We start from the raw sequence: 24,754 nt of genomic DNA, 5'->3' as shown, positions 1-24,754 counted from the left end.
GTTGTCGTTGTTGTACGCGTCCGCGCCCGCAGAGTCCAATGAGCCCGTGTCGCTGTGCGATTGCCTCGCGCACCGGTTCGGGAACGTAGCGGACCATCCAGACCGCGCCCTGTGTTACGGCTCGGACCTGACGGAGGCAGAGTGGCAGGAGATGCGCCGCTCGTTGCCGGTGCCGGCCTGGCTGCAGGGGCGGGGAGGGCGGCCGGAAGGCTACTGCCACCGGCAGATGCTCGACGCTGTCAGGTATGTCGTCGACAACGGAGTGGAGTGGGCGAACCTGCCCGCGGACTTCCCGCCGTTTCGGCGCGTGCACGCTTTCGCCCGTCGCTGGCAGGTGACCGGTCTGCTCGCCGAGCTGCGCGACCGGCTCCGTGACCGGGTGCGGGTCAAGGAGGGCCGTGACGTGGACCCGAGTGCGGCGATTGTGGACTCGCAGTCGGTGCGGGCCGCGGCGAACATTCCCAGGGCCACGTCCGGTTGGGACGGCGGGAAGAACGTGCCGGGCAGGAAGAGGCGCGTCGTGGTGGACTGTCTCGGCCTGAGGTTGGCGGTGCTGGTGACTGCGGCGAGCGGCAGCTTGCTGATCAGCCCCCGGCTGACCAACGACCACCGTCGCAACGAGGGTGCGAGCCCCACCCCGAACAGCGGAAAACCCCCGACGAACAAGCTGCACGAGAGAGTGGCTTCGAACCGAACGCTACTGACGGGTTACTTGTCGGCTGGTTCGCTCCTCGTTAACGGCACCCCTCATTGGATCCGAGCCGTCGTCAGGCCCCGGAAAGTCCGGGTTCATTGGACGCGGCCGGAGCCTGTCGTCCTTCGATCGTTAGCCGACAGGGCAGGGTCTAGCGGTCTGATCAGCGGAGGGACGTTGACTGCCCATGACACACAGACCGCCGGGAACAGGCCAGTGGAGGCGAAGATCGGTCAGCTGTTGCTGGTGCGGCTTGCCCCGGCTGGGCCCCGGGTAGGCAGCGAGCGATCGACCCGTCAACGGGCCGATGCGTACGCGTTGACGCAAGGAGCGACAGGTTGATTTCGGTTACTCAAGAACTTAAGGCACATTGGTGCAAAACGTGGGATCAGCCACCGTACATCTACTTGTTCTCCCTGACCCTGAGGTCAGAGCACTTGCGCGTGATCAAGTGGAGGCTCAGCTTCAACGTGCCAGAGGACACGAAGGTGGACCCGGACTGGGCTGAGTCGCACAGGGACTGGCTTCAGGTCGACCACGACGTCCCGAGCGGTGTGGTGACCCTTGAGAACACGTCAGGTTATACCATCGCGCCTGGGGATGACCTGACCCTCGACATCCGGGTGCTCTTTCCCCGCGAAGACCCGGACTTTGAGCATCTGGACGGGCTCAAACTGCAGCAGATCGCCTGACACAGCGCGTCCGCCCGCAGCGTCGGCTCGTCCGTACGTCGGAAGGCGTGCATACGGTGGGGTAGCGCCCCCGCGGTAGGCCGAGCCGCTTGAGCCGAGTCAGGCGGCTCGGCCAAAGCCTGCGGTGGCCGCGTCCGGGCCGCGCAGCGGCGTGAAGTCGACGTTTAGCCTTGGGTCGTACGCCTCGGGCTCAAGACTGAGTTCGTGGGTGGAGTACTCGCCGAAGCGGCGGATGTGCTCGGTCAGGTACGGCGAGATGTGGGCCAGGTCCTCCGGGTCGATCTCCCATCCTTCCTCCTGGAGCTGGCGCACGATCTCCGCGATGTCCAGGGCGTTGTGGAAGATCACCGCGTTCGTGAGCAGGGCATTGAACTTCGCGGTCTTCTCCTGCTCGACGGGGTCGTTGACGGTGATGACTCCGCCTTGGCCGAAGCCGATCCACTGGGAGAAGCCGTTGAACGCCTCGACCTTGTTCAAGGCGACCACACTCGGTAATCCAGTGGTGCTGGGGCGCAAAACATGGGATTCGCTGCCTGCGAGATTCCGTCCGCTATCCGGCAGGCGCAACATCGTGGTGACTCGCGATCCACAGTGGGCGGCCGAAGGTGCGGAGCGTGCCGAGTCCATCGCCAAGGCGTTGGAGCTCGCAGTCGATCCGCTAGCGCCCGCCACCGCTGCGGTATGGGTGATCGGCGGCGGTGAAATCTACCGTGCCGCCCTGGCATACGCCACGACGCTCTCAGTGACTGAAGTCGACGCGACGGTTGACGGCGACACCTATGCCCCGACACCAGACCCGACGTGGAAAGTCACCGAGGATAAAGGGTGGCAGTCATCGACGTCCGGACTGCGCTACCGCATCCGCAGATACATCCGGTGATGGTCAACCCACAACCCTGATTCACTGCCGAAAAGGCCCTAGTGGCTTGTCTCGCATCGCTGACCGGGTAATCGGCGTGCCGTCCTCCGGGGGAGCGGACTGTACCAGGCTTGGTCAAAGGCCAGCCCGACAAGTGGCACGTTCGACCTCGAAAATTCTCCTTAGAGGGTGTCAGCACACCTCGGCGCACGGCCCGCTCAGCGCGCCCACCCGTGACCCGACCCCACACGAGTACGACGACGTCATCGTCTCCGTTGCACCTGCCGACCACCATCTGGCTGCCCTGCTCGCACACCACGGACACGTCACCCGACGCCCCGGCTGTTCTGCCCGACTGGGCCCTCGACAAGATCCGTGCCGAGTTCACGCGTCGCTCCGGCGATGCTCCTTCTCCACTGTGGCGCCTGGCCATCGGCGACGCCAATCCGGGGATGGACGCCCGCACACCGTGCACGACCGAGGGCACCTCCGGCGATGGGCCGCACACTGCAGCCGGTACGCCGGTGATTCTCGCGGAGCTGCACCCCGACACCCTTCCCACCGCCGCACCGCACAGCCGTTACGCCGACGACCAGCACGGCGCCATGGACGACGGCTGGCCCGGCTTCTTCCACCGAGCCCACCACCTCCTGCACACCGGCGGCCTTCTGCTGCTGGCCACCCGGCAGCGACGCGACGTCGGCGTGCTCACGGACCCGCTCGGCCTGCTTGTCGCCTGCGCCCCTACGGCTGGGTTCCGCTACCTGCAGCACATCGTGGTCGTCCACGGCCACGCTGCCGACGACCGGATCGTGCCCGCACCACCGGACGGATCCGCACCCGGGCTCATCCACTCCGACCTCCTGGTCCTTGACTCCCCGGGAGGTCAGTCATGACCACACATGTGCCGGGCTCCGTCTGGAACACCGCACCGACCTCCGCCCCCGCCCAGCGAGCGGACCGCTACGTTGCAGGCTCGGCCGCGCACCCGGCCAAGATGCTCCCGGCCATCGCCGCGCACGCCATCACCACGTACTCCAAGCCCGGTGACCTGGTCCTGGATCCGATGTGCGGGATCGGCACCACGCTCGTCGAAGCCGTCCATCTCGGCCGCCATGTCCTTGGCGTCGAGTACGAGACCCAATGGGCGCGTCTCGCCGAACGGAACCTTCGCCACGCCGACAGCCAAGGCGCCAGCGGCGCCGGCGCCGTGTACTGCAGCGACGCGCGCCGACTCACGACGCTCATCCCGGAGGTCTTCCATGGCCTGGTCGACCTGGTCGTCACCTCACCGCCGTACGGAGCGAGCGTCCACGGCCAGGTTCGCTCCTCCCGCGAGACCGGAGAGCGCGGCGTGGTGAAGAAGGACTACCGCTACAGCCGCGATCCTTCCAACCTCGCGCACGTCGGCCTGGAGACGCTGCTCGAAGCCTTCACCGAGATTCTTATCCAGTGCCGCCACCTGCTCCGCCCCGGCGGTCACGCCGTGATCACCACCCGTCCGTGGCGCGAGCGCGGAGAGCTCGTCGACCTGCCCTCCGCTGTCCTCTCTGCTGCCGAAGCCGCCGGCCTCGTGCCCGTCGAGCGGTGCGTGGCCCTGCTCGCCGGCATTCGCGACGGCCGGCTCATCGCCCGTCCCTCGTTCTTCCAGATGAAGAACATCCGTGATGCCCGTCGGGCGGGCCTCCCGCTCGCGGTCATCGCGCACGAGGATGCTCTCGTCGTGCGCCGTCCGCTCGCCCCGGCGCTCGCGGAACTCTCTACGTCCGAGAGCCCCGCGCAGGCCTTTACGGGAGTCGGCCCCTGCGCGGGAGCCGTTCAATGACCAGGACGCCGTGGTTCTCCGACGAGAAAGTCACCCTGCTTCTCGGCGACGCTCACGAGGTACTCAGCTCCCTGGGGCCGGCCTCCGTGGACTGCATCGTCACCTCACCGCCCTACTGGCGCACCCGCGACTACGAAGGCACCGCCGGGCAGCTTGGCCACGAGCCCACCCCTGCCGCCTACATCGAGGCTCTGCGCACGGTCTTTGCCGCCGCCCGCCGCGTCCTCGCAGACGACGGCACGCTGTGGCTCAACCTCGGCGACCGCTACGGAGCACCCGCCCCGGGCGCCAGTCAGAAGCAGCTCCTCGGCATCCCGTGGCGAGCAGCCCTGGCCCTCCAGGCGGACGGGTGGATCCTGCGCAGCGAAATCATCTGGCACAAGCCCAATGCGGTCCCCGAATCGTGCCGGGATCGCCTCGCTCGCCGCCACGAACACCTCTTCCTCTTCGCCAAGTGCCCGGCGTACGCCTTCGACCTGGACTCGATCCGCCAGCCGTACACCGGCGACCGCGCTCTCTCCCGCCGCGTCCACCGCAGCGCCAACAAACCGCACACCGCCCGCGGCACCTGGCCCCGCCTCGCCCGCTGCTCGGCGGCCCTTGGCCCGCACGTCCAGCCCACCGGGCGGCAACACCTCGCTGACCACCCCCGTGGCCGGAACCCCGGCACCGTCTGGCAGATCCCCACCCGGCCCAGCCGCCTGCCCCACACCGCCGCCTACCCCATCGACCTCCCTCTGCGGGCGATCGCAGCGGGCTGTCGCCCCGGCGGCCACGTCCTGGACCCGTTCAGCGGCACCGCCACCACCGGCGTTGCCGCCCGACAACTCGGTCGTACCTACACCGGCATCGAACTCGTCGAGGGCTACCACCATCTCGCCCTGCCCCGCCTGCTCCAGGCAGAGCGCATCAGTGACGGACGGCGGAACCCGGCACCGTGACGGCATCATCCGAGCCCAGCGCTGCGGGCTCGCCACCCCGGCGCCTGCAGGTGCTGTTCGCTGCACCCGAACCGGAGCTGACACCCGCTGCAGCGGCGGCGCTGCTCCGCCTGCTGCAGCGGTACGCCGAGCGTGCTGGCGCTCTTCGGGCGGTGGAGCTATCGATGGACGCCCCCGATGGCCATCACCTGCAGAAAGGGCATGGCGTTGATGGATCCTGATCTCGCTTTGCCGTGGCTCCGCGCTACATCACAGCCGTCCGAACACACCTCCGCCTCGTCGGTCCGCGGTCTGGCATTCGCCTTGTGCGGCCGTGTCTCGACCGAGGACCAGCAGGACCCCGAGGCCTCCCGCTTGTGGCAGCTGAACCGGGCACAGGCTCTGATCGCCCCGTCCGGCGGTCGCATCGTCGCCGAGTACTTCGACGTCGGTCACACCCGGGCCCTGCCCTGGAAGCGCCGCCCGCGGGCCACTGCCCTGCTCGCCGCCCTGGCCGATCAGCATCGTGGCTTCGATGCCGTGGTCATCGGGGAGCCGCAGCGCGCCTTTTACGGCAATCAGTTCGGCAACACCTTTCCCCTCTTCACCCACTACGGCATCCCGCTGTGGGTGCCGGAGGTCGGCGGCCCCATCGACCCGGACAACGAGGCCCATGACCTGATCATGTCGGTCTTCGGTGGCATGTCCAAGGGCGAACGCAACCGGATCAAGGTCCGCGTGCATGCGGCTATGGCCTCTCAGGCCCTTATGGAAGGGCGCTACCTGGGAGGACGTCCGCCCTACGGCTACCGTCTCGTGGACCTCGGACCGCACCCCAATCCCGCCAAGGCCGCCGACGGCAAGCGTCTGCACGGGCTGGAGCCCGATCCGGACACCGCCCCTGTGGTAGTGCGGATCTTCACCGAGTTCCTCAGCGGCCGCGGCTTCTTCGTCATCGCCGAGGGGCTGACCCGGGACGGTGTCCCCAGCCCGTCCGCTCACGACCGGGCCCGCAACCGCCACCGGGACGGCCGGGCCTGGGCGAAGCTCGCGGTCCGCGCCATCCTGACCAACCCCCGCTACACCGGCCGCCAGGTCTGGAACCGACAGCACAAGCACGAGACCCTGCTCGACCTCGACGACGTCAGTCTCGGCTGCACCACGGTCATGCGCTGGAATCCCCAGGACAAGTGGATCGTCTCGCGTGAGGTCGTTCACACGCCGCTCGTCGATGACGAGACCTTCGCCGCCGTCCAGGAGGTGCTCGGGACGCGTGCGTGCGCGGGCACTGCCCACGCCGAGCACCGCACCCGTAATCCCTATCTCTTCCGCGGACGGGTCATCTGCGGGCTGTGCAGCCGGCGCATGGACGCGCACTGGGCGAACGGCAAGGCGTACTACCGCTGCCGTTTCCCCGAGGAGTACGCCCTGGCCAACTGGATCAGCCACCCCCGCAACGTCTACCTGCGCGAGAGCTGGATCACTCCGCCCCTGGACGGCTGGCTGGGCAAGCTCTTCGCTCCACACCGCCTCGACGGCACCATCGACGCCATGGTCGGCTCCGACCTCCCACCAGCGGTGGACGAAGCCGCCGCGGCGGCCGCCCGCGCCGACCTTGCCCGGTGCGACGCGCATCTCGCCACTCACCGTGCCGCTCTGGAAGCGGGCGCGGACCCAGTTGTCGTCACCCGATGGATCGCTGACACCCAGGCCGCCCGCGCCAGAGCCGAAGCCGATCTCCGTGACGCCGCCCACAGGGCATCGCCCCGCATCAACCGGGATGAGACCGTCCGCCTTGTCCGCGCCCTGGGGGATCTCGTCGCCGTCGTACGAAATGCGCCCGCCCGGGACAAAGCCGAGGTCTACCAGGCCCTCGGGCTGCGGCTGCGCTACGACCCGGCCCAGCGGACGGTACTGGCCGAAGTCGCGCCCCGACCGCCCGCCGCGCACGGTCCCGGGAACAACAATCCCCACGGTCTGCGGGAGACCGTGGGGATTTGGTTGGTGTCCGAGGCCCGACACACACCGGCGGCGTAGAGGACTTTGTGTACGGGCTGGTCGACCGTGACCTGCCGTGGGACCAGGCGCAGCGGGTCTTCATGCGTGAGCACCGTCCGCAGTCGTTGTTGCAGCGGCTGATCGAGCCCGAGGAGATCGCCCATATGGTCGTCTACCTCAGCTCCGAGCAGGCGTCGGCGACCACCGGTGGTGCCGTGCGTGTCGACGGCGGTTACGTCGACTCGATTCTGCCCTGACCACCGCAGGCGGGGTCCGTGCCACTCCATACGGACCAGTCCGGCGGGCGGACCGCTGTGCGGGCGGGAGAGGCTGGGTATCCGATCACCCGCTTCGGAAGGTGCTGTACCCATGCGAGGGCATCAGCGAGACGAGAACGACAACGGTGGCGGCGGCGGAGGAACGAGCGCCGGTAGGGGGGCCAGTGCCGGTGCAGGCGCCGGAGCCGGCGCTGCGGCCGGTGGCGGCTCGGGCGCAGACGGCAGGACCGGTGCCGGGGGCCACCATCGTGCGCCCAAGGGCCCGGGCGACCTGCCCAAGGCGTCATGGGCGGCGGTGCTGAAGCGCACCGCGAAGGAGTTCAAGAAGGACAACCTCACCGATCTGGCCGCTGCCCTTACCTACTACGGCGTGCTCGCGATCTTCCCCGCCGCGCTGGCACTGGTGTCGATCCTCGGGCTGATGGGCAGTGGGACGATCCAGCCGATGATCGACAACGTCGGGAAGTTCGCGCCGGGCGCGGCCCGTGACGTCATCACCAGCATGCTCAAACAGATGCAGGGCAGCCAGGGAGGCGCCGGCATTGCGCTGATCATCGGCATTGTCATCGCGCTGTGGTCGGCCTCCGGCTACATCGCGGCCTTCATGCGCGCCTCGAATGTCGTGTACGACATCGGGGAGGGGCGCCCCGCGTGGAAGATCCTGCCGACGCGCTTCCTCATCACTGTGGTGACGGTTGTGCTGCTCGCGGTCATCTCCGTGGCCGTGGTGTTCACCGGCACGCTGGCGCAGAAGGCGGGGGATGTCATCGGGCTCGGCAGTACCGCGATCACGGTGTGGAACATCGCCAAGTGGCCCGTGATGCTGATCCTGGTGAGCTTCATCTTCGCGCTGCTGTACTGGGCGGCGCCCAACGTCAAGCGCCGGTTCCGCTGGGTCACCCCCGGCAGCCTGCTCGCCGTGCTGCTCTGGCTGGTCGTCTCGGCGCTGTTCGCCCTCTACGTCGCCAACTTCAGCAACTACAACAAGACTTACGGCAGCCTGGCCGGGATCATTGTGTTTCTGGTGTGGTTGTGGATCTCCAATCTCGCCATCCTGCTGGGGCTGGAGTTCAACGCCGAAATGGAGCGGAGCCGCGCCCTGGAATCCGGGCATCCGCGGGACGAGGAACCGTACGTCGAACCGCGCGACACCCGGAAGCTCTGAGCGAGCCCCGGACTACGCACCCGGCGGAGGACCGCCTCCGCCGTGCTGCGGTGCCGGGCCCGGCCCCTCGCGGAACCGGGCCCTGCGCCGCTCTACCGGCGGCTCTCCTCCTCCCCTTCCGCGCGGTCAGTCCTTCTTCTTGGTGGCCTGCTCATCGCCGTTGGCGCGCTCCGACTCCTGTTGTTCGGCCGGTTCCTGCCGCCCCGAGCGTCGCAACAGGACGGTCGCGCCGCCGACGGCCAGCGCCACCGGCCACTCCAGCGCCCCGGCGACGGCCAACGCGCCCAGCCCGCCGTAGTACAGAAGTTCCCTGGCAGGCGGCAGGGGCGGCAGCCAGTCGCCGGCCGTCCGCGCGTTGTTCACCACGTCCCCCGGCGTGAAGTAGGGGACGTGCAGCGGGGCGCGGACATCGAGGGTGTGCACGCTCAGGCCCTGCTTACTGCGGTGGACGTGCGTGTCCTCGGTGGTGTCCGGCGGGGCGGTCCGTTTCGCAGCGGTTTTCCGCGTGCTTTCAGCTGTACTGGGCATCCCAACTCCTCGTTTGGCCCGAGTACGGTGTGCTGTGCGTACTCCATTCTGGCGCGTCCGGCGACGCGTCGGGGCATCGGATCGAGGCGGGCGGGCACCGGCTTCGGGGGGCCGGGTGCCGGGAGGCGGGTGGCGGACGGTGAATGTTCCGGGGATCGGCTTCGTGCACACGGTGGCGCGGACCGCGGCGAGCGCACTGGGCTCGCAGGCGCGGCCACGTACACGCATCATCGGCGAACAGGCGCACATCGCGGTGCGCGGACTGCGGGACGCCGAGGAGGCGACGGCAGCGGCGGTGACCGCTGCCGTCGAGCGGCGGCTCGCCGCCCTGCCCGCCGTACGGTGGGCGGCGGTCAACGCCGTGCTCGGGCACGCGGTGGTCGTCCTGGACGGCTCCCCGGAGCTCGTCGAGACGGCGCAGGCGCTGACCGAAGCGGTCGAGGCGGTGGAGGAGGAGCACGAGCTGACCGGCCCGCTGCCCGAACACCCCCTCGCGCCCAGCGACATCCGGCGCGCCGCGCTCTCCCTCGCCCTGCAGGCGGCGGCCGTCCCGGTCGCCACCGCCGTCCGGCTCTCCCGGCGCACCCCGCTGCCGGTCGCGCTCTCCGCGCTGGTCACCGTCGTCGACACCCAGCCGGCGCTGCGCCGCAGGGCGACGGCCGTACTGGGCGCCGCCAACGTGGACGTGGCGCTCGCCGGGCTGAGCGCGCTCGCCCAGGCCGGTTCCGGCGGGCTCCCCGGGCTCGGCGTGGACGCCGTCCGGCACGCCCTGCGGCTGGCCGAGACCGTCGCCCACCGCGACGCCTGGGAAGCCGCCGCGCCGCGCATCGCCGAGAGCGAGGAGCACGCCCGCGCCGCCGCGGTGCCCGGCACGCCGCGCGAGGTACCGCTGCGGGAGGGCCCCGTCGAGCAGTACGCGCGCCGGGCCGGCTGGGTGGCCGGTACCGTCTTCGCGGGCACTCTCGCCGTCACCCACAGGCCGGCACCCGCGGCGAGCGCGGCCCTGGCCACCGTGCCGAAACCGCCCTGGGCCGCCCGCGAGGCGTTCGCGGGCACCCTGGGCCGCGGCCTGTCGCTGCGCGGCACCCTGGTCGCCGACCCCGGCGCGCTGCGCCGGCTGGACCGCGTCGGCACCGTCGTACTGGACACCGATGCCCTGCTGACGGGCGGTCACCTCCTGGCCGACCTGGCGCCGCTGGACCCGGAGCGCTCCACCGGCGACCTCGCCGCGACCGCGTACCGGCTCTTCGACGGGCGGCATCCCACGGCGGCGCACGAGGAGGACGGCTGGTCGCTGGCGCCGCTGGGGGAGCCGGGGAGCGGGAAGGAGGCGGACGCGGCGGCGCGGCTGCGCGGCGCCGGTGCCCAGCATGTACTGGCGCTGACCCACGAGGGGCGTACCTGTGCGCTGGCCGCCGTGGTGCCCGAACTGCATGAAGCCGCCGAGGGGTTGGTCACCGCGGGCCGCCGGTCCGGGCTCACCGTCCTGGCGGCGGGCGCGCACGCGGACCACGTCGCCCTCTCCGACGCGCACGGAAAGGTACCCGGCGGCGACCGGCTGGCCGCCGCCGTCCGCGCCGCGCAACGCGACGGCCGGGGCGTGCTGCTGATCTCCCGGGACCGGGCCGCGCTCGCCGCCGCCGACGTCGGCGCGGGCGTCACCGGCCGGGACGGCGTACTGCCCTGGGGCGCCGACCTGTACCTCCGCGACGATCTCGGGCAGGCGGCGGTGCTGGTCGCGGCGTGCGGCGCCGCCCGGCCCGCGTCGCAGCGCGGCGTACGGCTGGCCCAGGCGGCGGCCGTCGTCGGCGCGGTGGCGACGCTGGCGGGCCGCCGCAGGCGTGGTCTCGCCGCGCGCAGCCTGCTCGCCGTCAACGTGGCGGCCGCGCTCGGCATGGCCCAGGGCGTGTGGGCGGCGGCGCAGGCGCTGCGCACGCACGCAGCGCCGATCGCCGCCCGGCAGCCCTGGCACGCCATGACTCCGGAAACGGTGCTGGACCTGACCGACGGCTCCGAGGACGGTCTGAGTACCCGTCAGGCCCGCAGCCGCACCAGGACGGCGGGGGAGGGGGTGCAGCAGCCGTCGCTGGTCCGGGCGGTCGCCACCGAGACCGCCAACCCGCTCACCCCGGTGCTCGCGGGCGGCGCCGCCCTGTCGGCCGGGGTCGGCGCGCTGCTCGACGCGTACATCATCCTCGGCGTCACCCTGCTGTCCGGCTGCATCGGCGGCGTCCAGCGGTACTTGGCCGACCGTGCCGTGGCCGAACTGCACCGTCGCTCGGCCGTCATGGCCCGCACGTTGCGCGACGGCGAGGAGCGCCACCTCCCCTCCGAAGAGCTCGTCGCGGGCGACGTGGTCGCGCTGGCCGCCGGCGATGTCGTACCGGCCGACTGCCGGCTGCTCACCGCCCGCGGCCTGGAGGCCGACGAGTCGGCGCTGACCGGCGAGTCGCTGCCGGTGGCCAAGGACATCGCGCCCGTGCTCGCCTCGGACGTGGCCGACCGTACGTCCATGGCGTACGAGGGGACCACCGTGGCGGCCGGCCGGGCGCGCGCCGTGGTCGTCGCGACCGGTGCCGCCACCGAAGCGGGCCGCGGCGCGCAGGCCGGGCGGGGCGCGGCGGCCCCGGTCGGCGTGGAGCGCCGCCTCGCGCAGATCACCCGTACCACGATGCCGGTGGCGCTGGGCGCGGCCGCCACCCTGATGACTGTCGGCCTGCTGCGCGGCCGCCCCGCCCGGGAGACCGTAGGCGCGGGCGTCGGCCTCGCGGTGGCCAGCGTCCCCGAGGGGCTGCCCTTCCTGGTCTCCGCCGCCCAACTCGCCGCCGCGAGGCGGCTGTCGGTGCAAGGGGTACTCGTCCGCGACCCCCGCACCATCGAGGCGGTCGGCCGCACCGACGTGCTCTGCTTCGACAAGACCGGCACCCTCACCCACGGGCAGATCTCGCTCAGCGCCGTCTCGGCGGCGGGCCGCAGCCTGCCCCTGGAACGGCTCGGCCCGGATCAGCAGGAGGTACTGGCGGCCGGGCTGCGCGCCACGCCCCGGCGACGCCGCAAGCAGCCGTTCGCCCATGTCACCGACAATGCCGTGGTCACCGGCGCCGAGGAGATCGGCGTGCACCGCACCCGCTCGGCCCCCGGCTGGAAGCGCTCGGCCCAGCTGCCGTTCGAGCCGAGCCGCGGCTTCCACGCGGCGCTCGGCCGCACCGGCAAGGAGTGGGTGCTGTCGGTGAAGGGCGCGCCCGAAGAAGTGATCCAGCGGTGTACGAGCCAGGCGGGGCGCAAACTGGAGCCCGCCGACCGCGAGGAACTCCTCGCCGAGGGCGAGAAGCTGGCCGCCGAGGGACATCGCGTCCTCGCGGTCGCCGAACGCCGCACGCGCAAGGACCTGACCGATGAGGACAAGCTCACCGACGAGGCCGTCGGCAAGCTCGGCTTCCTCGGCTTCCTCGCCTTCTCCGATCAGGTACGCGGCACCGCCGCCGGGTCCGTGCGCGAACTGGCGGCGGCCGGCGTGCACATCGTCATGATCACCGGCGACCACCCGCAGACCGCCGAGTCCATCGCCAAGGAACTCGGCCTCATCAACGGCCGCCGCGTCATCACCGGCGCCGAGCTGGACGCCCTGGACGACAACGCGCTGGACAAGGCGTTGCCGGATGTCGGCGTCGTCGCGCGCTCCACGCCGGTGCACAAGGTACGCGTCGTCCAGGCGTTCCAGCGGCTGGGCCGTACGGTCGCCATGACCGGCGACGGCGCCAATGACGCGCCCGCCATCCGGATCGCCGATGTCGGCATCGCGCTCGGCGGCCGGGGCACCCCCGCGGCGCGCGCGGCCGCCGACCTGGTGGTCACCGACGACCGGCTGGAGACCATCCTCGCCGTGCTCATCGAGGGCCGCGCCATGTGGGCCTCGGTGCGCCAGGCGCTCGCCATGCTGGTCGGCGGCAACCTCGGGGAGATCGCCTTCACCGTGCTCGGCGCCACCGTCTCCGGCACCTCGCCCCTGACGGCGCGTCAACTCCTGCTGGTGAACCTCTTCACCGACCTGCTCCCGGCCATCGCCCTCGCCGTCCGCCGGCCGCATCCGGACGCCGCCGACCGGCTGCTCCGCGAGGGTCCGGAGGCGTCGCTGGGCGCCGCGCTGACCGACGAGACCGCGCAACGGGCCCTCGCCACGGCGGCCGGCGCCGCCGCCGGCTGGCTCGCGGCGCGCCTCACCGGCCGCCCGGCCCGTGCCCGTACGGTCGCGCTCGCCGCGCTGGTCGCCAGCCAGCTCGGCCAGACCCTGCTGATCGGCGGCCGGGACCGGTCCGTCGTGGCCTCCGCCGTCGGCTCGATGGCGGCCCTCGCGGCCGTCGTCCAGACCCCGGGCCTCAGCCACTTCTTCGGCTGCACCCCGCTCGGGCCGGTCGCCTGGACGATCGCCCTCGGCGCGGCCGGCGCGGCGACGGCGGGCTCGCCCTTCCTCCCGCCGCTGATCAACCGCATGGAGGCGCTGGCGACCCGGAAGAAGGGAGGCGAGGTCGTGGCTACGGCTCCGTGAGCTCGGTCGCCACCTCGATGACGGCGGGCCGGCCGCTGCCGAGCGCGTCCTTCAAGGCGCGCACGAAGCCCTCGCCGGTCCGCACGGCCCTCGCCGCGACCCCGTACCCCTCGGCGAGCCGGACGAAGTCGATGCCGGGCACGTCGCCGGCGCGTCGCGTCGGCCTCGGGGCCCAGCACCAGCACGGGGTTCGCGGCCCCGTCCAGGGCCGCGACGAGACTGTCGAGCGCACCTGCCCTTCGCGTGCTGATGATTGCCATTGACAGCCGCCGTGCGCGGCCCCACACTCATGCCACTCGCGTGGTGAATGCAAGTTCACCACGCGAACAAGGCCGCCGCACAGATCCAGGGACACCATGACTTCCACCGGTACGCCCGGGCCGGACCGCCCGCCGCACACCTTCCGCACGGTCTTCCCGGTCCTGGCCCTGTGCTGGCTGGGCGTCTTCTTCGACGGGATGGACGTCAACATCTACGGCGCCGTCATGCCGCACATGCTCGACGACCCCGGCCTCGGCCTCACCCCCACGAGCGCCGGCTCGATCGGCAGCTGGACCGCCTTCGGCATGTTCTTCGGCGCGCTCGCCGCCGGCAATGTCACCGACTGGCTCGGCCGCCGCGCCACCCTCGTCGCCAGCGTCGTCCTCTTCTCGCTCGGCTCCGCGGTCTGCGCCCTCGCGGGCGACCCGACGGTGTTCGGCGCCGGCCGGTTCCTCGCCGGCATCGGCCTCGGCGGCCTCACCCCGCTGGCCCTCGCGATGGTGCTGGAGTTCGCGCCGCCCGGCCGGGCCGCGCTCACCACCGGCCTGCTGATGTCCTCGTACCACGCGGGCGGCATGGCGGCGACCGGCATCGGGCTCGGCCTGGCGCCCGCCGCGGGCTGGCGCGCCGTGTTCTGGGCGGGTGTGCTGCCCGCGCTCATCGCCGTACCGCTGCTCCTGAAGTACCTTCCCGAGTCGCCCGGCGTGCTCCTCGCGCGCGGCGACCGCGCACAGGCCGACGCCGTCGCCGACCGGTACGGGCTGCCCCGGCCCACCCCCGTCCGGGCCCCGGCCGCCGGCGCCAGGGGCCGCCTCGCCGCCGTCCGCGCCCTCTTCAGCGCCGAGTCCCGCTGGGCCACCCTCCTGCTCTGGCTGGCCTCCTTCTGCGGCCTGGTGCTGGTGTACGGCATCTCCACCTGGCTGCCGCAGATGATGCGCGCCTCCGGCTACGGCCTCAGCTCCTCGGTGACCTTCCTGATGGTCATCAACGCGGGCGGGATCGTCGGCATGTTCGTCGCGGGCCGCGCCGCCGACCGCTTCGGCTCCGTGAAGATCTCCGCGCTCTGGTTCGCCCTCACCGCGGCCGGCGCGTTGCTGCTCAAGTCGCACCTGCCGCTCGGCGTCACCTACGCCGTCATCGCCCTCACCGGCGTCGTGCTCTTCAGCGCGCAGGTCATGGTCTACGCCGTCACCGGCAGCGTCTACCGCGACAGCGAGCGCGCCGCGGGGCTCGGCATGGTCACCGGCGTCGGCCGGACGGGCGCGGCCTTCGGCCCCTGGCTGATCGGCGTCCTCGCCGCCACCGGCAGCCAGAGCATGGGCTTCACGGCCTTCGCCCTGGCCGGACTCCTCGGCGCAGCGGCCATCGCCCTAGTGCCCCTGGCGCGCCGCAAGGGCGCGCCGGAGGCGACGGAAATTCATACTGCTGAGCGGGCGCCTCAGAACGGGTAGTGCGCCTGCTGCGTCGCCACCGTCAGCCACCGCGTGCTGGAGAACGCCTCGATGCCCCAGCGGCCGCCGAACCGCCCGTACCCGGAGTCCTTGATGCCGCCGAACGGGGCCTGCGGCTCGTCGCCGACGGACTGGTCGTTGACGTGCACGATGCCGGTACGGATACGGCGCGCGACGGTCAGTCCGTGTGTGGCGTTCTCGGTGAGGATGCCGCAGGTCAGGCCGTTCTCCGTGTCATTGGCCAGGGAGATGGCCGCATCGTCGTCGGCGAACGTCTCCAGCACGCAGACCGGCCCGAACGCCTCGCCGTAGTACAGCTCCGCTTCCTTGGTGACGCCGGTCAGCACGGTCGCCGGGTGCACCGCGCCCTCCGGCGCCCCGCCCCCGGTCAGTACCGTGGCGCCCTTGTCCACCGCGTCCTTCACCAGCGCCGCGACGCGCTCCGCGGCGGCCGCGCTGACCAGCGGCCCGACGACCGTGTGCGGCTCGCGCGGGTCACCGGCCGGCAGCGCCGCGACCTTCGCGGTGAACTTCCGAGTGAACTCCTCCGCCAGGCTCTCGTGCACCAGGATCCGGTCGCCGGACATGCAGATCTGACCCGCGTTCATGAACACGCCGAAGGTGACCGCGTCGACCGCGTAGTCCACGTCGGCGTCGTCCAGTACGAGGATCGCGTTCTTGCCGCCGAGCTCCAGCACGGCGGGCTTGAGGTGCTTCGCCGCGTGGGTGCCGATGATGCGGCCGACGCCGGTCGAGCCGGTGAAGTTGACGGCCCGTACGCGGGCGTCGGCGATCAGCGTTTCGGCGACGGCGGCCGCGTCCTCGGGGGCGTTGGTGACCACGTTCAGTACGCCGTCCGGGAGCCCCGCCTCGCGCAGCACATCGGCGACGAACAGCCCGCAGGCCAGCGGCGCGTCCTCGCTCGGCTTGACCACGACGGTGTTGCCGGCCGCGAGCGGGGCGGCGACGGCACGTACACCGAGGATCAGCGGCGCGTTCCACGGCGCGAACGCCCCGACCACACCGAGCGGTTCGCGTACCGCCATGCCCAGCGCGCCGCTCTCCTGGGTGCTGAGCACCTCGCCGCGCGGCGCGGTGATCGCGGCGGCCGCCTCGCGCAGCACGTTCGCGGCGAGCGCGACATTGAAGTGCGCCCACGGCGCCGTGCCGCCGACCTCGTGCGCCATCAGCTCGACGGCCTGCTCGCCCTTGGCGTCGAGCAGGTCGGCGGCCTTGAGGAAGATGGCCCGGCGGGCGAACGGGGCGAGCGCGGCCCACGCGGGGAAGGCCGCGTCCGCCGCGTCCACGGCCCGGGTGATGTCCTCGGGCCCGCCGGCGGCGACGGTCGCGTACACCTCACCGGTGAAGGGGCTGATGTCCTCGGTGGTACGTCCGGAGGCGGCGGGCACGTCCTTGCCGCCGATGAACAGTTCGCGCGTGGTGGCCATGGGACCAATGATGTCAGGGGCCCCCGGGGAGTCGTCGAGGGGTGCCGTGCGGGTGAAGCCGCCGCCGTTCCCCGCGGACCGGCGCCGGGCCCGGGTACGGATCAGCGGGATCAACGGCGTCCTGGCACCCCCGTCCCGACCCCCGAAGCTCAAGGAGTAGTCGACCGTGACATCACAGCGTCCCCGGGGCCCGCGCGCCCTGGCCACCGCCCTGGCGGCCCTTTCGGGCGTACTGGCCCTCGCGTCCTGCGGCTCGGACGATTCCCCGGAGTCCGGCGGATCGCCCAGCGCGACGTCCGCTTCCGGTACCGCGGCCCCGGGCGGCAAGGTGAAGTGCGGCAAGGCGGCCACGCTGCAGGCCTCCGGCTCGACCGCACAGCAGAACGCCATGCGGTTCTGGATCAGGAACTACCAGAAGGCCTGCGACGGCACCCGCATCCAGTACGAAGGGTCCGGCTCCGGCGCCGGTCAGAAGGACTTCCTGGCGGGCCGTACCGCCTTCGCCGGTTCCGACTCCGCGCTGAAGGAATCACAGCGGGACCGGGCCGACAAGGCGTGTGCGGACGGCGGCCGCGCCATCCACCTGCCCATGCTCGGCGGCCCGATCGCCGTCGCCTTCAACCTGTCGGGCGTGGAGAAGCTCGTACTGGACGCCCCCACCCTCGCCCGGATCTTCGACGGGAAGATCACCAAGTGGAACGATCCGGCGATCAAGAAGCTGAACCCCAAGGCCGACCTGCCCGCGGCCGCCATCAAGACCGTCCACCGCTCCGACGAATCCGGCACGACCGACAACTTCACCGCGTACCTGCACGCCGCCACCCCGAGCGCCTGGCCGCACCCGCACGACCAGAAGTGGCGCGGCAAGGGAGGTGACTCCGCCGACGGCTCCTCCGGGCTGGCCGCCAAGGTGAAGGAGACCGAGGGCGCCATCGGCTACGTCGAACTCGCCTACGCGCTCGGCAAGACCCTCCCCACGGCCTCGATCGACAACGGCACCGGAGCGCCGGTCGACCCCACCGTCGTCAACGCCTCGAAGGCGCTGTCCGGCGCGAAGATCGCCGGCTCGGACGGCGACCTGGTCCTCGACCTCGACTACCAGCCCAAGGCCGCCGGCGCGTACCCGATCGGCATGGTCACGTACGAGATCGTCTGCGACAAGGGCAACAAGCCGAAGACCTGGCCCGCCACCAAGGACTTCCTCCTCTACGCCGCCGGCATGCAGGGCCAGCAGGACCTGTCCTTCCAGGGCTACGCCACCCTCCCCGCCAAGGTCATGGACAAGGTGCGCAGCAAGCTCGACGGCATCTCCTGACCTGCGAAAATTCTTCGGCACGGCCGCCCTGCGGTTCTCGTGGCCCGTAGTCGGCAGTCGCACACTCACTGGTCGAACCGGCTCTCGACCTGTGCATTCCAGGGGAAGCGGTTCCCCCTGTCTCCCTTTCCAAGGTCCTACCGCGACCGCAGCATCGACGACCGAAGACTGACCCTCGTGTCGATGCTGCGGAAAACGGCATCGATCGGCCTGTCCGGCGACGAATTCCGCAGCCATGTACGCCTTGACGCTCCGGATCTCGTCGGGCTTCTATATGCGCCGGGAGCAGAGCAAGCTCACCGGCCGCCCCGTCATCGGACGGGTGATCGCCGGTCAGCTCGGAAGCACGACCCAGCCGTCTACGGAGGCGATAAGGCTCCCGCCAGTACATGTCACACCCAGTCGATCGGAACCGCTCCATGACCGACATCCTCAGCCAGCCACCCGCCGGTGACCGCACCGCGGTGACCACCGACGCCGCCGACGCCGCGGGCCAGGACAGCCCGAAGACGCTGAAGCGCTCGATCGGCGTCATCGGCGGCACCCTGCTGACCCTGTCCTGCGTCACGCCCGCCTCCACGCTCTTCGTGGTGGTGCCCGACCTCTTCGCCGACCTCGGGACCTTCACCGCCCTGACCATCGCGATCGGTTCCGTCCTCTGCATCGCGGTGGCGTTCTGCTACTCGGAGCTGGGCACCCTGATCCCGAGCGCCGGCGGCGAGTACGCCATGGTCTCGACGCTGACCGGGCGGCTGGCCGGCTGGCTGGTGTTCGTCCTCTCCCTGTTGGTTGTCATGATCGTGCCGCCTGTGATCGCCATGGGCACCGCGGACTACCTCGCCCCCGTGGTCCACATACCGGCCCCGATCGCCGGCGCCGCGGTGATGCTCCTGGCCACCCTCGCCGGCCTGCTGGACCTGCGCGCCAACGCCTGGATCACCGGCATCTTCCTGGTCCTGGAGGTCGTCGCCGCGGGCGTCGTGGCGGTACTGGGCTTCGCGCACGCCGAGCGCGGCGGCTCCGCGCTCCTGCACGGCGAGGTCGCCGGGCCCACCGGCGCCCCCGGCCCGGTCACCGCGCTGCTCATCGTCTCCGGCCTGGCCATCGCCCTCTTCGTCACCCAGGGCTTCTCCACCGCGGTCTACCTCTCCGAGGAGCTGGAGAACCCGCGCCGCAACGTCGCCCGTACCGTGCTGGCCACCCTGGCGATCTCCGCCGCGGTCATCCTGATCCCGGTCATCGCGATCACCCTCGGCGCCCCCAGCATCGAAGCGCTCACCTCGGGCGACCTCAGCACCATGGTCACCGCCTGGAGCAACTCGGCGGTCGGCACCTTCGTCAGCCTCTGCGTCGCCCTGGCCATCATCAACGCCGGAATTGTCATGGTCATCCAGAATTCCCGCGTACTGTTCGCCTCCGCCCGCGACAAGGCCTGGCCCCGGCCGGTCAACGAGGGGCTGTCCCGCCTCGGCCGCTTCGGCTCCCCGTGGGTGGCGACCCTGGTCGTCGGCCTCCCCGGCGCGGCCCTGTGCTTCGTCAACCTCGACACGCTCTACGGCGTGACCGGCGTCTCCGTCAGTGGCATGTACCTGCTCGTCGCCATCGCGGCGCTCGCGGCCCGGCGCGGCGCCCACAAGAAGATGCCCGCCTGGCGGATGCCGCTGTGGCCCGCGGTTCCGCTGCTGCTGATCGTCGTCCTCGTCTACATCCTCAGCCAGCAGGAGCTGCAGTACCTCCTGTGGACCGGCGGCATCATGGCCGCGGCAACGCTGTACTGGGCCCTGTACCTCCGCCCTCGCCAGGACACCCACTGGCTGGTGACGCTCCCGGAGGACACCCGCCTCCAGGAGACCGAGACCGAGACCGAGAGCGAGGCCGACGCCGAGCCGGTCGGCATTCCCGCCCAGGCGACCGCCGAGACCCGCTGACGGCCGCCGCGCCACCTCCCCAGTTTTCGATCGCGACGGCGTGGAACGCGTCTGGGTGTACTGCAGTCGTGGACGAGGGAGGTGGCGCCGTGCCCAGCTTGAGCAGCCGAGTCCTGTTGCTCGTCGCGTCGGCGCTGGGACACCGGATGGGGTACCGCGACCCGGTCGAGGTGCGGCGGAAGGTCGAGCGGCAGCAGCGGCGGCCCGCCGCGTTCGGGCCGCCCAAGCGGCTGGACCGGCACTGCCGGGTCACCGCCCACTTCCGCCACGGGTGGCCCTGTTACGAGGTGGTCCCGCGGGACGGTGCCGTGCGCAGGCAGGTGCTGTACCTGCACGGCGGTGCCTACATAGAGGAAGTCGGCGACAACCACTGGAACCTGGTCGAGAAGCTGGCGACCAGTGGTGCCGCGCGGGTGGTCGTACCGGTGTATTCGCTCGCCCCGCGCGGCACCGCCTCCGCGGTCATCCCCGAACTGACCGTACTGGCGGCCCGGCTCACCGCGGACGAGCCGCTGCCCACCGTGTTCATGGGTGACTCGTGCGGCGGCGGGCTGGCCGTGACGCTGGCCCAGCGGCTGCGGGACACCGGCGGCACCCCGCCGGCCGAGCTGGGGCTGATCTCGCCCTGGCTCGACGCCGTACTGGACAACCCGAACATCACGGACCTGCAGCCGCACGACCCCATGCTGGGGGTGGCGGCACTGCGCTACTGCGGCGCGTTGTGGGCCGGGGATCTGGACCTGGCCCATCCCTGGGTGAGCCCGGTGCGCGGCAGCCTGGCCGGTCTGCCGCGTACGACGGTGTTCGCCGGCACTCGCGACATCCTCACCGCCGACGCCCGCCGCTTCCGCGACCTGGCGACGTCCGAGGGCGTCGACGTGGACTACAACGAGGCGCCGGGCCAGATCCACGTCTACCCGCTGTGGCCCATACCCGAGGGCCATCAGGCATGCCGCCACCTGCTCGCCTCGCTGCCGGCGCCCGCCTCCTCATCGCTCGCCAAGCAGTGAGAAGGCGGGGCGGGGCGGGGCGCTCAGCTCAGCGTGCGCAGCATCGAGGCGTCGAACGGTACGAGCTCGTCGGTGCGGCCCTCGAAGATCTTGGCGGCCCACTCGGGGTCGCCGAGCAGCGCCCGGCCCACGGCCACCAGATCGAACTCGTCGCGCTCCATCCGGTCCAGCAGCCGGTCGATGCCCGCGACACCGGCCTGCTTGCCCTGGAACGCCTGAATGAACTCGTTGTCGAGGCCGACGGAGCCGACGGTGACGGTCGGCAGCCCGGAGAGCTTCTTGACCCACCCGGCCAGGTTCAGGTCCGAGTCCTCGAACTCCGGCAGCCAGTAGCGGCGCGTCGAGGCGTGGAAGGAGCTCACGCCCGCGGCGGTGAGCGGCGCCACGATCGCGTCCAGCTCCTCCGGGGTGTCGGCGAGCCGGGCCTCGTAATTGCCCATCTTCCACTGCGACATCCGGAAGAGGATCGGGAAATCGGGGGAGACCGCCGCGCGGCAGGCGGCCGCGATCTCGGCGGCGAAGCGGGTACGGGCCACGGGGTCGCCGCCGTACGCGTCGGTGCGCCGGTTGGTGCCCGACCACAGGAACTGGTCGATGAGGTAACCGTGCGCGCCGTGCAGCTCGATGCCGTCGAAGCCGATGCGCTCGGCCGCGCGGGCCGCCTCCGCGAACGCCGCGATGACATCGTCGAGGTCCTGCTGCGTCATGGCGTGCCCGGACGGCGTGCCGTCGAGACCGAGGCCGGACGGGCCGGACGGCGGGGCGTCGGGGAACGGCGGCGCGCCCGCCTGCCGGGCCATGCCCACGTGCCACAGCTGCGGCATGATCGTGCCGCCCGCCGCGTGCACCGCCTCGACGACCTTCCGCCAGCCGTCGAGCGCGTCCGCGCCGTGGAAGCGGGGGACGGCGCCGCTGGTACCGGCCGCCGGGTGATCGACGTACGTACCCTCGGTGATGATCAGGCCGACGCCGCCCGCGGCACGGCGCGCGTAGTACTCCGCGACATCGGCGCCCGGGACGCCGCCCGGCGAGAACTCGCGGGTCATCGGCGCCATGACGACGCGGTTGGGCACGGTCAGCCCGCCCAGGGAGAAGGGGCGAGAGAGCACCTGGGCCGCGCGGGCGGCGGGGTCGCTGGAGGTCACGGGTGGTTCTCCTCAAGGCGGCGTGCGAGGGGAGAACGCCGCCGGTAGGCGTACGTTCCGCTGTTTCGCAACGCCCGCCGCCAGCATGGTCATCCGTGTTTCACTGTCGCCTGCGCCACAGTGGGTCGCACAGGCCCGCAGAGGCTCTCAGGCACCGACGGTGAGGTGCTCCGAAGCCCAGGCGGCGAGCTCGCGGCCGCACTCCGCCACCGACTCCTGCCACGTCCTGGCCGCGTCGTCGCCCGCCTCGTCGCTGACGTGCTTGACGAGGCGCACCGGCACACCGGCCTGCTGCGCGGCGGCCACGACCGCGTACCCCTCCATGTCCACCAGCGCGGCGTGCGCCGCCAGACGGTCGCGGGCCGCGTCGTCGGCGATGAAGGAGTCGCCGGTCGCCAGCACCGGTCCGCCCGCGTCCGCCAGCTCCAGCGGCGCGCCGTACATCTGGCCCGTCAGCGCGGCCAGCATCGCGCTGTCCAGGTCGTGCTGGATCACCGAGCCGATCACATGCGTGCCCCGCCAGCCGGGGCGCAGCGCGCCCGCGGTGCCCAGGTTGACGATGCCGGAGGGGCGGGGGCCGCGCGCCAGTACGGTGGCGAGTGCGGTCGCCGCGTTCACCTTGCCGATGCCCGTCAGCAGGACCGGGAAGTCGGCGCCGAGGAACTGCGCCTCTTCCTTGACGGCGACCACGAGCAGCGGCCGGTCGGCAGTGATCTCTCCGATGAGTTCCATGGACGCAACGCTAACCTCACGCGTTTCGGCCCAGGGGGTCGGGGCGGGCCGCTGACCAGCGGACGGGCGATAAAGTGGCAGCCGCATCGATGGCGGACGAGGGGTGGCATGGACATCCGCAGAGGGCTCGGCGGACTCGGCCGCGCGGCGCTGCCGAGCATGACGCTGCTGCGTGAACTGACCGACCAGATCGTGCTGGACACGGTCTTCGAGCAGGCGCCCATCACCCGCGCCGAGGTCGCCCAGGTGACCGGCATCTCCAAGACGACCGTCTCCGAGGCGGTGCGCCGCCTGGAGGGCGCGGGCCTGCTGCTGCCGGCCGGCGCCCAGACCGGCAGGCAGGGCCGGGTGGGTACGTACTACAAGGTCGCGGCGGACGCCGGCTTCGTCCTCGCGGCCTCGCTGGACTCCACCGAAGTACGGCTGACCGCCGCCGACCTCTTCGGCACGCCCTTCCACGAAACCTCGGCGCCGCCCGCCGGATCGGGTGAGCCCGCCGACGCGGCCGGGCAGCTGCGCGCGATGGTGCGCGACGCGATCGCCGGCAGCCGCGGCGCGCGTGGCCCCCTGCTCGCGGTGGGCCTGTCCGTGGCCAACCCGGTCGACCCCGCCACCTCGGCGGTGATCCCGCTGCCCGAGACGCCGCACCCCGCCGGTCTCTTCCAGCCCCGGGAGGCGCTGGCCGGCGTGACCGACGCGCCGCTGCTGGTGGAGAACGACGTCAACCTCGCCGCGCTCGCCGAGCGGTGGCACGGCGCGACGGGGGAGGCGGGCAGCTGCGCGTACGTCCACATCGGCGCCGGGATGGGCATGGGCCTGGTGATCGGCGACGAACTGGTGCGCGGCGCCCGGGGGTTGGCCGGGGAGATCGGCTACCTCGGCGGCAGCCACGACCGGGCGGGCGGCCGCCATGGCTTCGCGCGGGCGGTGGCGGAGGGCTTCGCCGTCGGGGGCGGGACCGGTGGTGGGGCGGCCGGGCTCCAAGGCCCCGCCGCCGTCGAGGCCGCCCGTACGATCCTGGACCGGGCCGCCGAGGGCGACGCCGAGGCCCTCTCCGTGGTGGCACGCGAAGGCCGCACCATCGGTGAAGCCGTCGCCGCCGTCTGCGCGGTCGTCGACCCCGAAGTCGTCCTCCTCGGCGGCCCCATCGGCGCCCACCCCGCACTGCTCGAACCGGTCCGCACCACCGTCGACGCCCTCGCCCCGCTGGCCCCGCGCGTGGAAACCGGCACGCTGGGCGAAAACGCCGCCCTCCGCGGCGCTCTCGCCCTGGCCGTCCGCCGCGGCCGCACGGACCTGTGGGCCCGCGCCAACAGCTGACCCGCCGGGCTCCCTGACCGGTGTGCAGCCGTCGGCTACCGGTACCGCACGAAGAGAATCCCGTGTACGTCCTCGCCGTGCGGCGCGCTGTAGAGGTGCGGTGCGTCGGCGCGCCAGTGGGCGTACTCGCCCGGGCCCGCCGTCTGGAGTGCCGCCGGGTCGCCCACCACGGCGGTGCCCGCCAGCACCATCAGGCTCTCCGAGGTGTCCGCGATGTGCGCGGCGGACTCCTGGACGCTGCCCGCGGCGATGCGGATGCGGAAGATGTCGGTGACGGCCGGCGGTTCCTCGAAGCGCTCGATGAGGACGGCGGTGACGGCGCTGCCCGAGACGCCTTCGGACCGCGCCTCGAAAGCGTGCCGCGGATGGTCGCTGAGGACCGCGCTGAGCGGACTGTTGAGCGCGGTGGTCAGCGCGTACAGCGTCTCCAGCGTGGGGTTGCGCTGTCCGCCCTCCAGCTCCGAGAGCGTTCCCTTGCCCACGCCGGAGCGCCGCGCCAGCTCGGACAGGGACAGGCGTTGCTGCTGGCGAAGTTCCCGTAGCCGGCGCCCCACCTCGTCGTTCAGACCCATGCCGCGCGCGTCCGTTCCCGTCGTTCGACCGTCATTGACGAGCGACCAGCTTACTCTCTACTGTTCC

The 24,754-nt window shown here is 71.9% G+C and carries 21 protein-coding genes and 1 pseudogene; 15 read left to right on the top strand and 7 right to left on the bottom strand.

Translation table 11 applies throughout. The features are described from left to right. Window positions 1–151 precede the first annotated feature (151 nt). On the top strand, window positions 152–1,036 hold the full coding sequence (locus tag AB0I82_RS33745; protein WP_363261344.1) for a transposase: 885 nt from the start codon (window positions 152–154) through the stop codon (window positions 1,034–1,036). A 95-nt stretch (window positions 1,037–1,131) separates the two neighbouring features. Then, window positions 1,132–1,386 (top strand): hypothetical protein, encoded by a 255-nt coding sequence (locus AB0I82_RS33740; RefSeq protein WP_363261294.1) that lies wholly within the window; start codon window positions 1,132–1,134, stop codon window positions 1,384–1,386. A gap of 99 nt (window positions 1,387–1,485) precedes the next feature. Here the strand turns inward: AB0I82_RS33740 and AB0I82_RS33735 are convergent, their stop codons facing one another. Continuing rightward, entirely contained in the window at window positions 1,486–1,863 is a 378-nt protein-coding gene (locus tag AB0I82_RS33735) for a Tn3 family transposase (protein WP_363261293.1), read from the bottom strand. Here AB0I82_RS33735 and AB0I82_RS33730 point away from each other — a divergent pair. From AB0I82_RS33730 to AB0I82_RS33700, 7 genes and pseudogenes are all read left to right on the top strand, one after another. Next, window positions 1,841–2,266, top strand: a complete 426-nt coding sequence (locus AB0I82_RS33730) for a dihydrofolate reductase (protein ID WP_363261292.1) — start codon at window positions 1,841–1,843, stop codon at window positions 2,264–2,266. The genes AB0I82_RS33735 and AB0I82_RS33730 overlap by 23 nt on opposite strands. Before the next feature lie 254 nt (window positions 2,267–2,520). Next, the gene (locus AB0I82_RS33725; RefSeq protein WP_363261291.1) at window positions 2,521–3,141 is read left to right on the top strand and encodes a hypothetical protein; all 621 of its coding nucleotides are present in this window, start codon (window positions 2,521–2,523) and stop codon (window positions 3,139–3,141) included. Then, window positions 3,138–4,070, top strand: a complete 933-nt coding sequence (locus AB0I82_RS33720; RefSeq protein ID WP_363261290.1) for a DNA methyltransferase — start codon at window positions 3,138–3,140, stop codon at window positions 4,068–4,070. Before AB0I82_RS33725 ends, AB0I82_RS33720 begins: the two co-directional genes overlap by 4 nt. Next, window positions 4,067–5,011 (top strand): site-specific DNA-methyltransferase, encoded by a 945-nt coding sequence (locus tag AB0I82_RS33715; RefSeq protein WP_363261289.1) that lies wholly within the window; start codon window positions 4,067–4,069, stop codon window positions 5,009–5,011. The genes AB0I82_RS33720 and AB0I82_RS33715 overlap by 4 nt, the downstream gene beginning before the upstream one ends. 303 nt (window positions 5,012–5,314) lie before the next feature. Continuing rightward, a complete protein-coding gene (locus AB0I82_RS33710) occupies window positions 5,315–7,027 on the top strand; it encodes a recombinase family protein (protein WP_363261288.1) in 1,713 nt (570 codons plus the stop codon). Then, window positions 7,003–7,245: pseudogene (locus AB0I82_RS33705) on the top strand (SDR family oxidoreductase); the annotation flags it as partial. The gene AB0I82_RS33710 and the pseudogene AB0I82_RS33705, both read left to right, overlap by 25 nt. 112 nt (window positions 7,246–7,357) lie before the next feature. Further along, the gene (locus AB0I82_RS33700; protein WP_363261287.1) at window positions 7,358–8,431 is read left to right on the top strand and encodes a YihY/virulence factor BrkB family protein; all 1,074 of its coding nucleotides are present in this window, start codon (window positions 7,358–7,360) and stop codon (window positions 8,429–8,431) included. A 126-nt stretch (window positions 8,432–8,557) separates the two neighbouring features. Here the strand turns inward: AB0I82_RS33700 and AB0I82_RS33695 are convergent, their stop codons facing one another. Beyond that, window positions 8,558–8,959, bottom strand: coding sequence for a hypothetical protein (locus tag AB0I82_RS33695; protein ID WP_363261286.1), 402 nt, complete (start codon window positions 8,957–8,959; stop codon window positions 8,558–8,560). Between the two features lie 139 nt (window positions 8,960–9,098). Here AB0I82_RS33695 and AB0I82_RS33690 point away from each other — a divergent pair, with 139 nt between their 5' ends. Then, entirely contained in the window at window positions 9,099–13,505 is a 4,407-nt protein-coding gene (locus AB0I82_RS33690) for a cation-transporting P-type ATPase (protein ID WP_363261285.1), read from the top strand. Here the strand turns inward: AB0I82_RS33690 and AB0I82_RS33685 are convergent. Further along, the gene (locus AB0I82_RS33685) at window positions 13,492–13,647 is read right to left on the bottom strand and encodes a thiamine pyrophosphate-dependent enzyme (protein ID WP_363261283.1); all 156 of its coding nucleotides are present in this window, start codon (window positions 13,645–13,647) and stop codon (window positions 13,492–13,494) included. The genes AB0I82_RS33690 and AB0I82_RS33685 overlap by 14 nt on opposite strands. Window positions 13,648–13,861: 214 nt before the next feature. Between AB0I82_RS33685 and AB0I82_RS33680 the strand changes: the two genes are divergently transcribed. Next, the gene (locus AB0I82_RS33680; RefSeq protein ID WP_363261282.1) at window positions 13,862–15,217 is read left to right on the top strand and encodes an MFS transporter; all 1,356 of its coding nucleotides are present in this window, start codon (window positions 13,862–13,864) and stop codon (window positions 15,215–15,217) included. On the opposite strand, the gene AB0I82_RS33675 is transcribed toward AB0I82_RS33680, so the two are convergent. Then, the gene (locus AB0I82_RS33675; RefSeq protein WP_363261281.1) at window positions 15,205–16,665 is read right to left on the bottom strand and encodes an aldehyde dehydrogenase family protein; all 1,461 of its coding nucleotides are present in this window, start codon (window positions 16,663–16,665) and stop codon (window positions 15,205–15,207) included. The genes AB0I82_RS33680 and AB0I82_RS33675 overlap by 13 nt on opposite strands. Before the next feature lie 166 nt (window positions 16,666–16,831). Between AB0I82_RS33675 and pstS the strand changes: the two genes are divergently transcribed. From pstS to AB0I82_RS33660, 3 genes are all read left to right on the top strand, one after another. Beyond that, entirely contained in the window at window positions 16,832–17,980 is a 1,149-nt protein-coding gene (pstS, locus tag AB0I82_RS33670; RefSeq protein WP_363261280.1) for a phosphate ABC transporter substrate-binding protein PstS, read from the top strand. A gap of 419 nt (window positions 17,981–18,399) precedes the next feature. Next, window positions 18,400–19,908 carry an APC family permease gene (locus AB0I82_RS33665; protein ID WP_363261279.1) on the top strand — a complete coding sequence of 503 codons (1,509 nt, stop codon included), beginning with the start codon at window positions 18,400–18,402 and terminating at the stop codon, window positions 19,906–19,908. An 89-nt stretch (window positions 19,909–19,997) separates the two neighbouring features. Beyond that, window positions 19,998–20,918, top strand: a complete 921-nt coding sequence (locus AB0I82_RS33660; RefSeq protein WP_363261278.1) for an alpha/beta hydrolase fold domain-containing protein — start codon at window positions 19,998–20,000, stop codon at window positions 20,916–20,918. 23 nt (window positions 20,919–20,941) lie between these two features. Here AB0I82_RS33660 and AB0I82_RS33655 read toward each other — a convergent pair whose 3' ends face one another. Beyond that, window positions 20,942–22,063 (bottom strand): NADH:flavin oxidoreductase, encoded by a 1,122-nt coding sequence (locus AB0I82_RS33655; RefSeq protein WP_363261277.1) that lies wholly within the window; start codon window positions 22,061–22,063, stop codon window positions 20,942–20,944. 147 nt (window positions 22,064–22,210) lie between these two features. After that, window positions 22,211–22,795, bottom strand: coding sequence for a nucleosidase (locus AB0I82_RS33650; protein WP_363261276.1), 585 nt, complete (start codon window positions 22,793–22,795; stop codon window positions 22,211–22,213). A gap of 108 nt (window positions 22,796–22,903) precedes the next feature. Here AB0I82_RS33650 and AB0I82_RS33645 point away from each other — a divergent pair, with 108 nt between their 5' ends. Beyond that, entirely contained in the window at window positions 22,904–24,115 is a 1,212-nt protein-coding gene (locus AB0I82_RS33645; protein ID WP_363261275.1) for an ROK family transcriptional regulator, read from the top strand. Between the two features lie 35 nt (window positions 24,116–24,150). Here the strand turns inward: AB0I82_RS33645 and AB0I82_RS33640 are convergent, their stop codons facing one another. Next, complete coding sequence (locus tag AB0I82_RS33640) at window positions 24,151–24,687, bottom strand: XRE family transcriptional regulator (protein WP_363261274.1); 537 nt, start codon at window positions 24,685–24,687, stop codon at window positions 24,151–24,153. Window positions 24,688–24,754 lie beyond the last annotated feature (67 nt).

This window comes from Streptomyces sp. NPDC050315 (genome assembly GCF_040655775.1).
In the GTDB taxonomy this organism is placed as follows: domain Bacteria; phylum Actinomycetota; class Actinomycetes; order Streptomycetales; family Streptomycetaceae; genus Streptomyces.
The sequence above is the reverse complement of the archived record's forward strand: the minus strand, read 5'-3'. Positions and strand labels throughout refer to the sequence as shown.

Coding starts and splice junctions, on each gene's coding strand:
- AB0I82_RS33745 (WP_363261344.1), top strand. CDS start 152: ATGCGCCGCTCGTTGCCGGTGCCGGCCTGGCTGCAGGGGCGGGGAGGG.
- AB0I82_RS33720 (WP_363261290.1), top strand. CDS start 3,138: ATGACCACACATGTGCCGGGCTCCGTCTGGAACACCGCACCGACCTCC.
- AB0I82_RS33715 (WP_363261289.1), top strand. CDS start 4,067: ATGACCAGGACGCCGTGGTTCTCCGACGAGAAAGTCACCCTGCTTCTC.
- AB0I82_RS33700 (WP_363261287.1), top strand. CDS start 7,358: ATGCGAGGGCATCAGCGAGACGAGAACGACAACGGTGGCGGCGGCGGA.
- AB0I82_RS33695 (WP_363261286.1), bottom strand. CDS start 8,959: ATGCCCAGTACAGCTGAAAGCACGCGGAAAACCGCTGCGAAACGGACC.
- AB0I82_RS33680 (WP_363261282.1), top strand. CDS start 13,862: ATGACTTCCACCGGTACGCCCGGGCCGGACCGCCCGCCGCACACCTTC.
- AB0I82_RS33675 (WP_363261281.1), bottom strand. CDS start 16,665: ATGGCCACCACGCGCGAACTGTTCATCGGCGGCAAGGACGTGCCCGCC.
- AB0I82_RS33665 (WP_363261279.1), top strand. CDS start 18,400: ATGACCGACATCCTCAGCCAGCCACCCGCCGGTGACCGCACCGCGGTG.
- AB0I82_RS33650 (WP_363261276.1), bottom strand. CDS start 22,795: ATGGAACTCATCGGAGAGATCACTGCCGACCGGCCGCTGCTCGTGGTC.
- AB0I82_RS33645 (WP_363261275.1), top strand. CDS start 22,904: ATGGACATCCGCAGAGGGCTCGGCGGACTCGGCCGCGCGGCGCTGCCG.
- AB0I82_RS33640 (WP_363261274.1), bottom strand. CDS start 24,687: ATGGGTCTGAACGACGAGGTGGGGCGCCGGCTACGGGAACTTCGCCAG.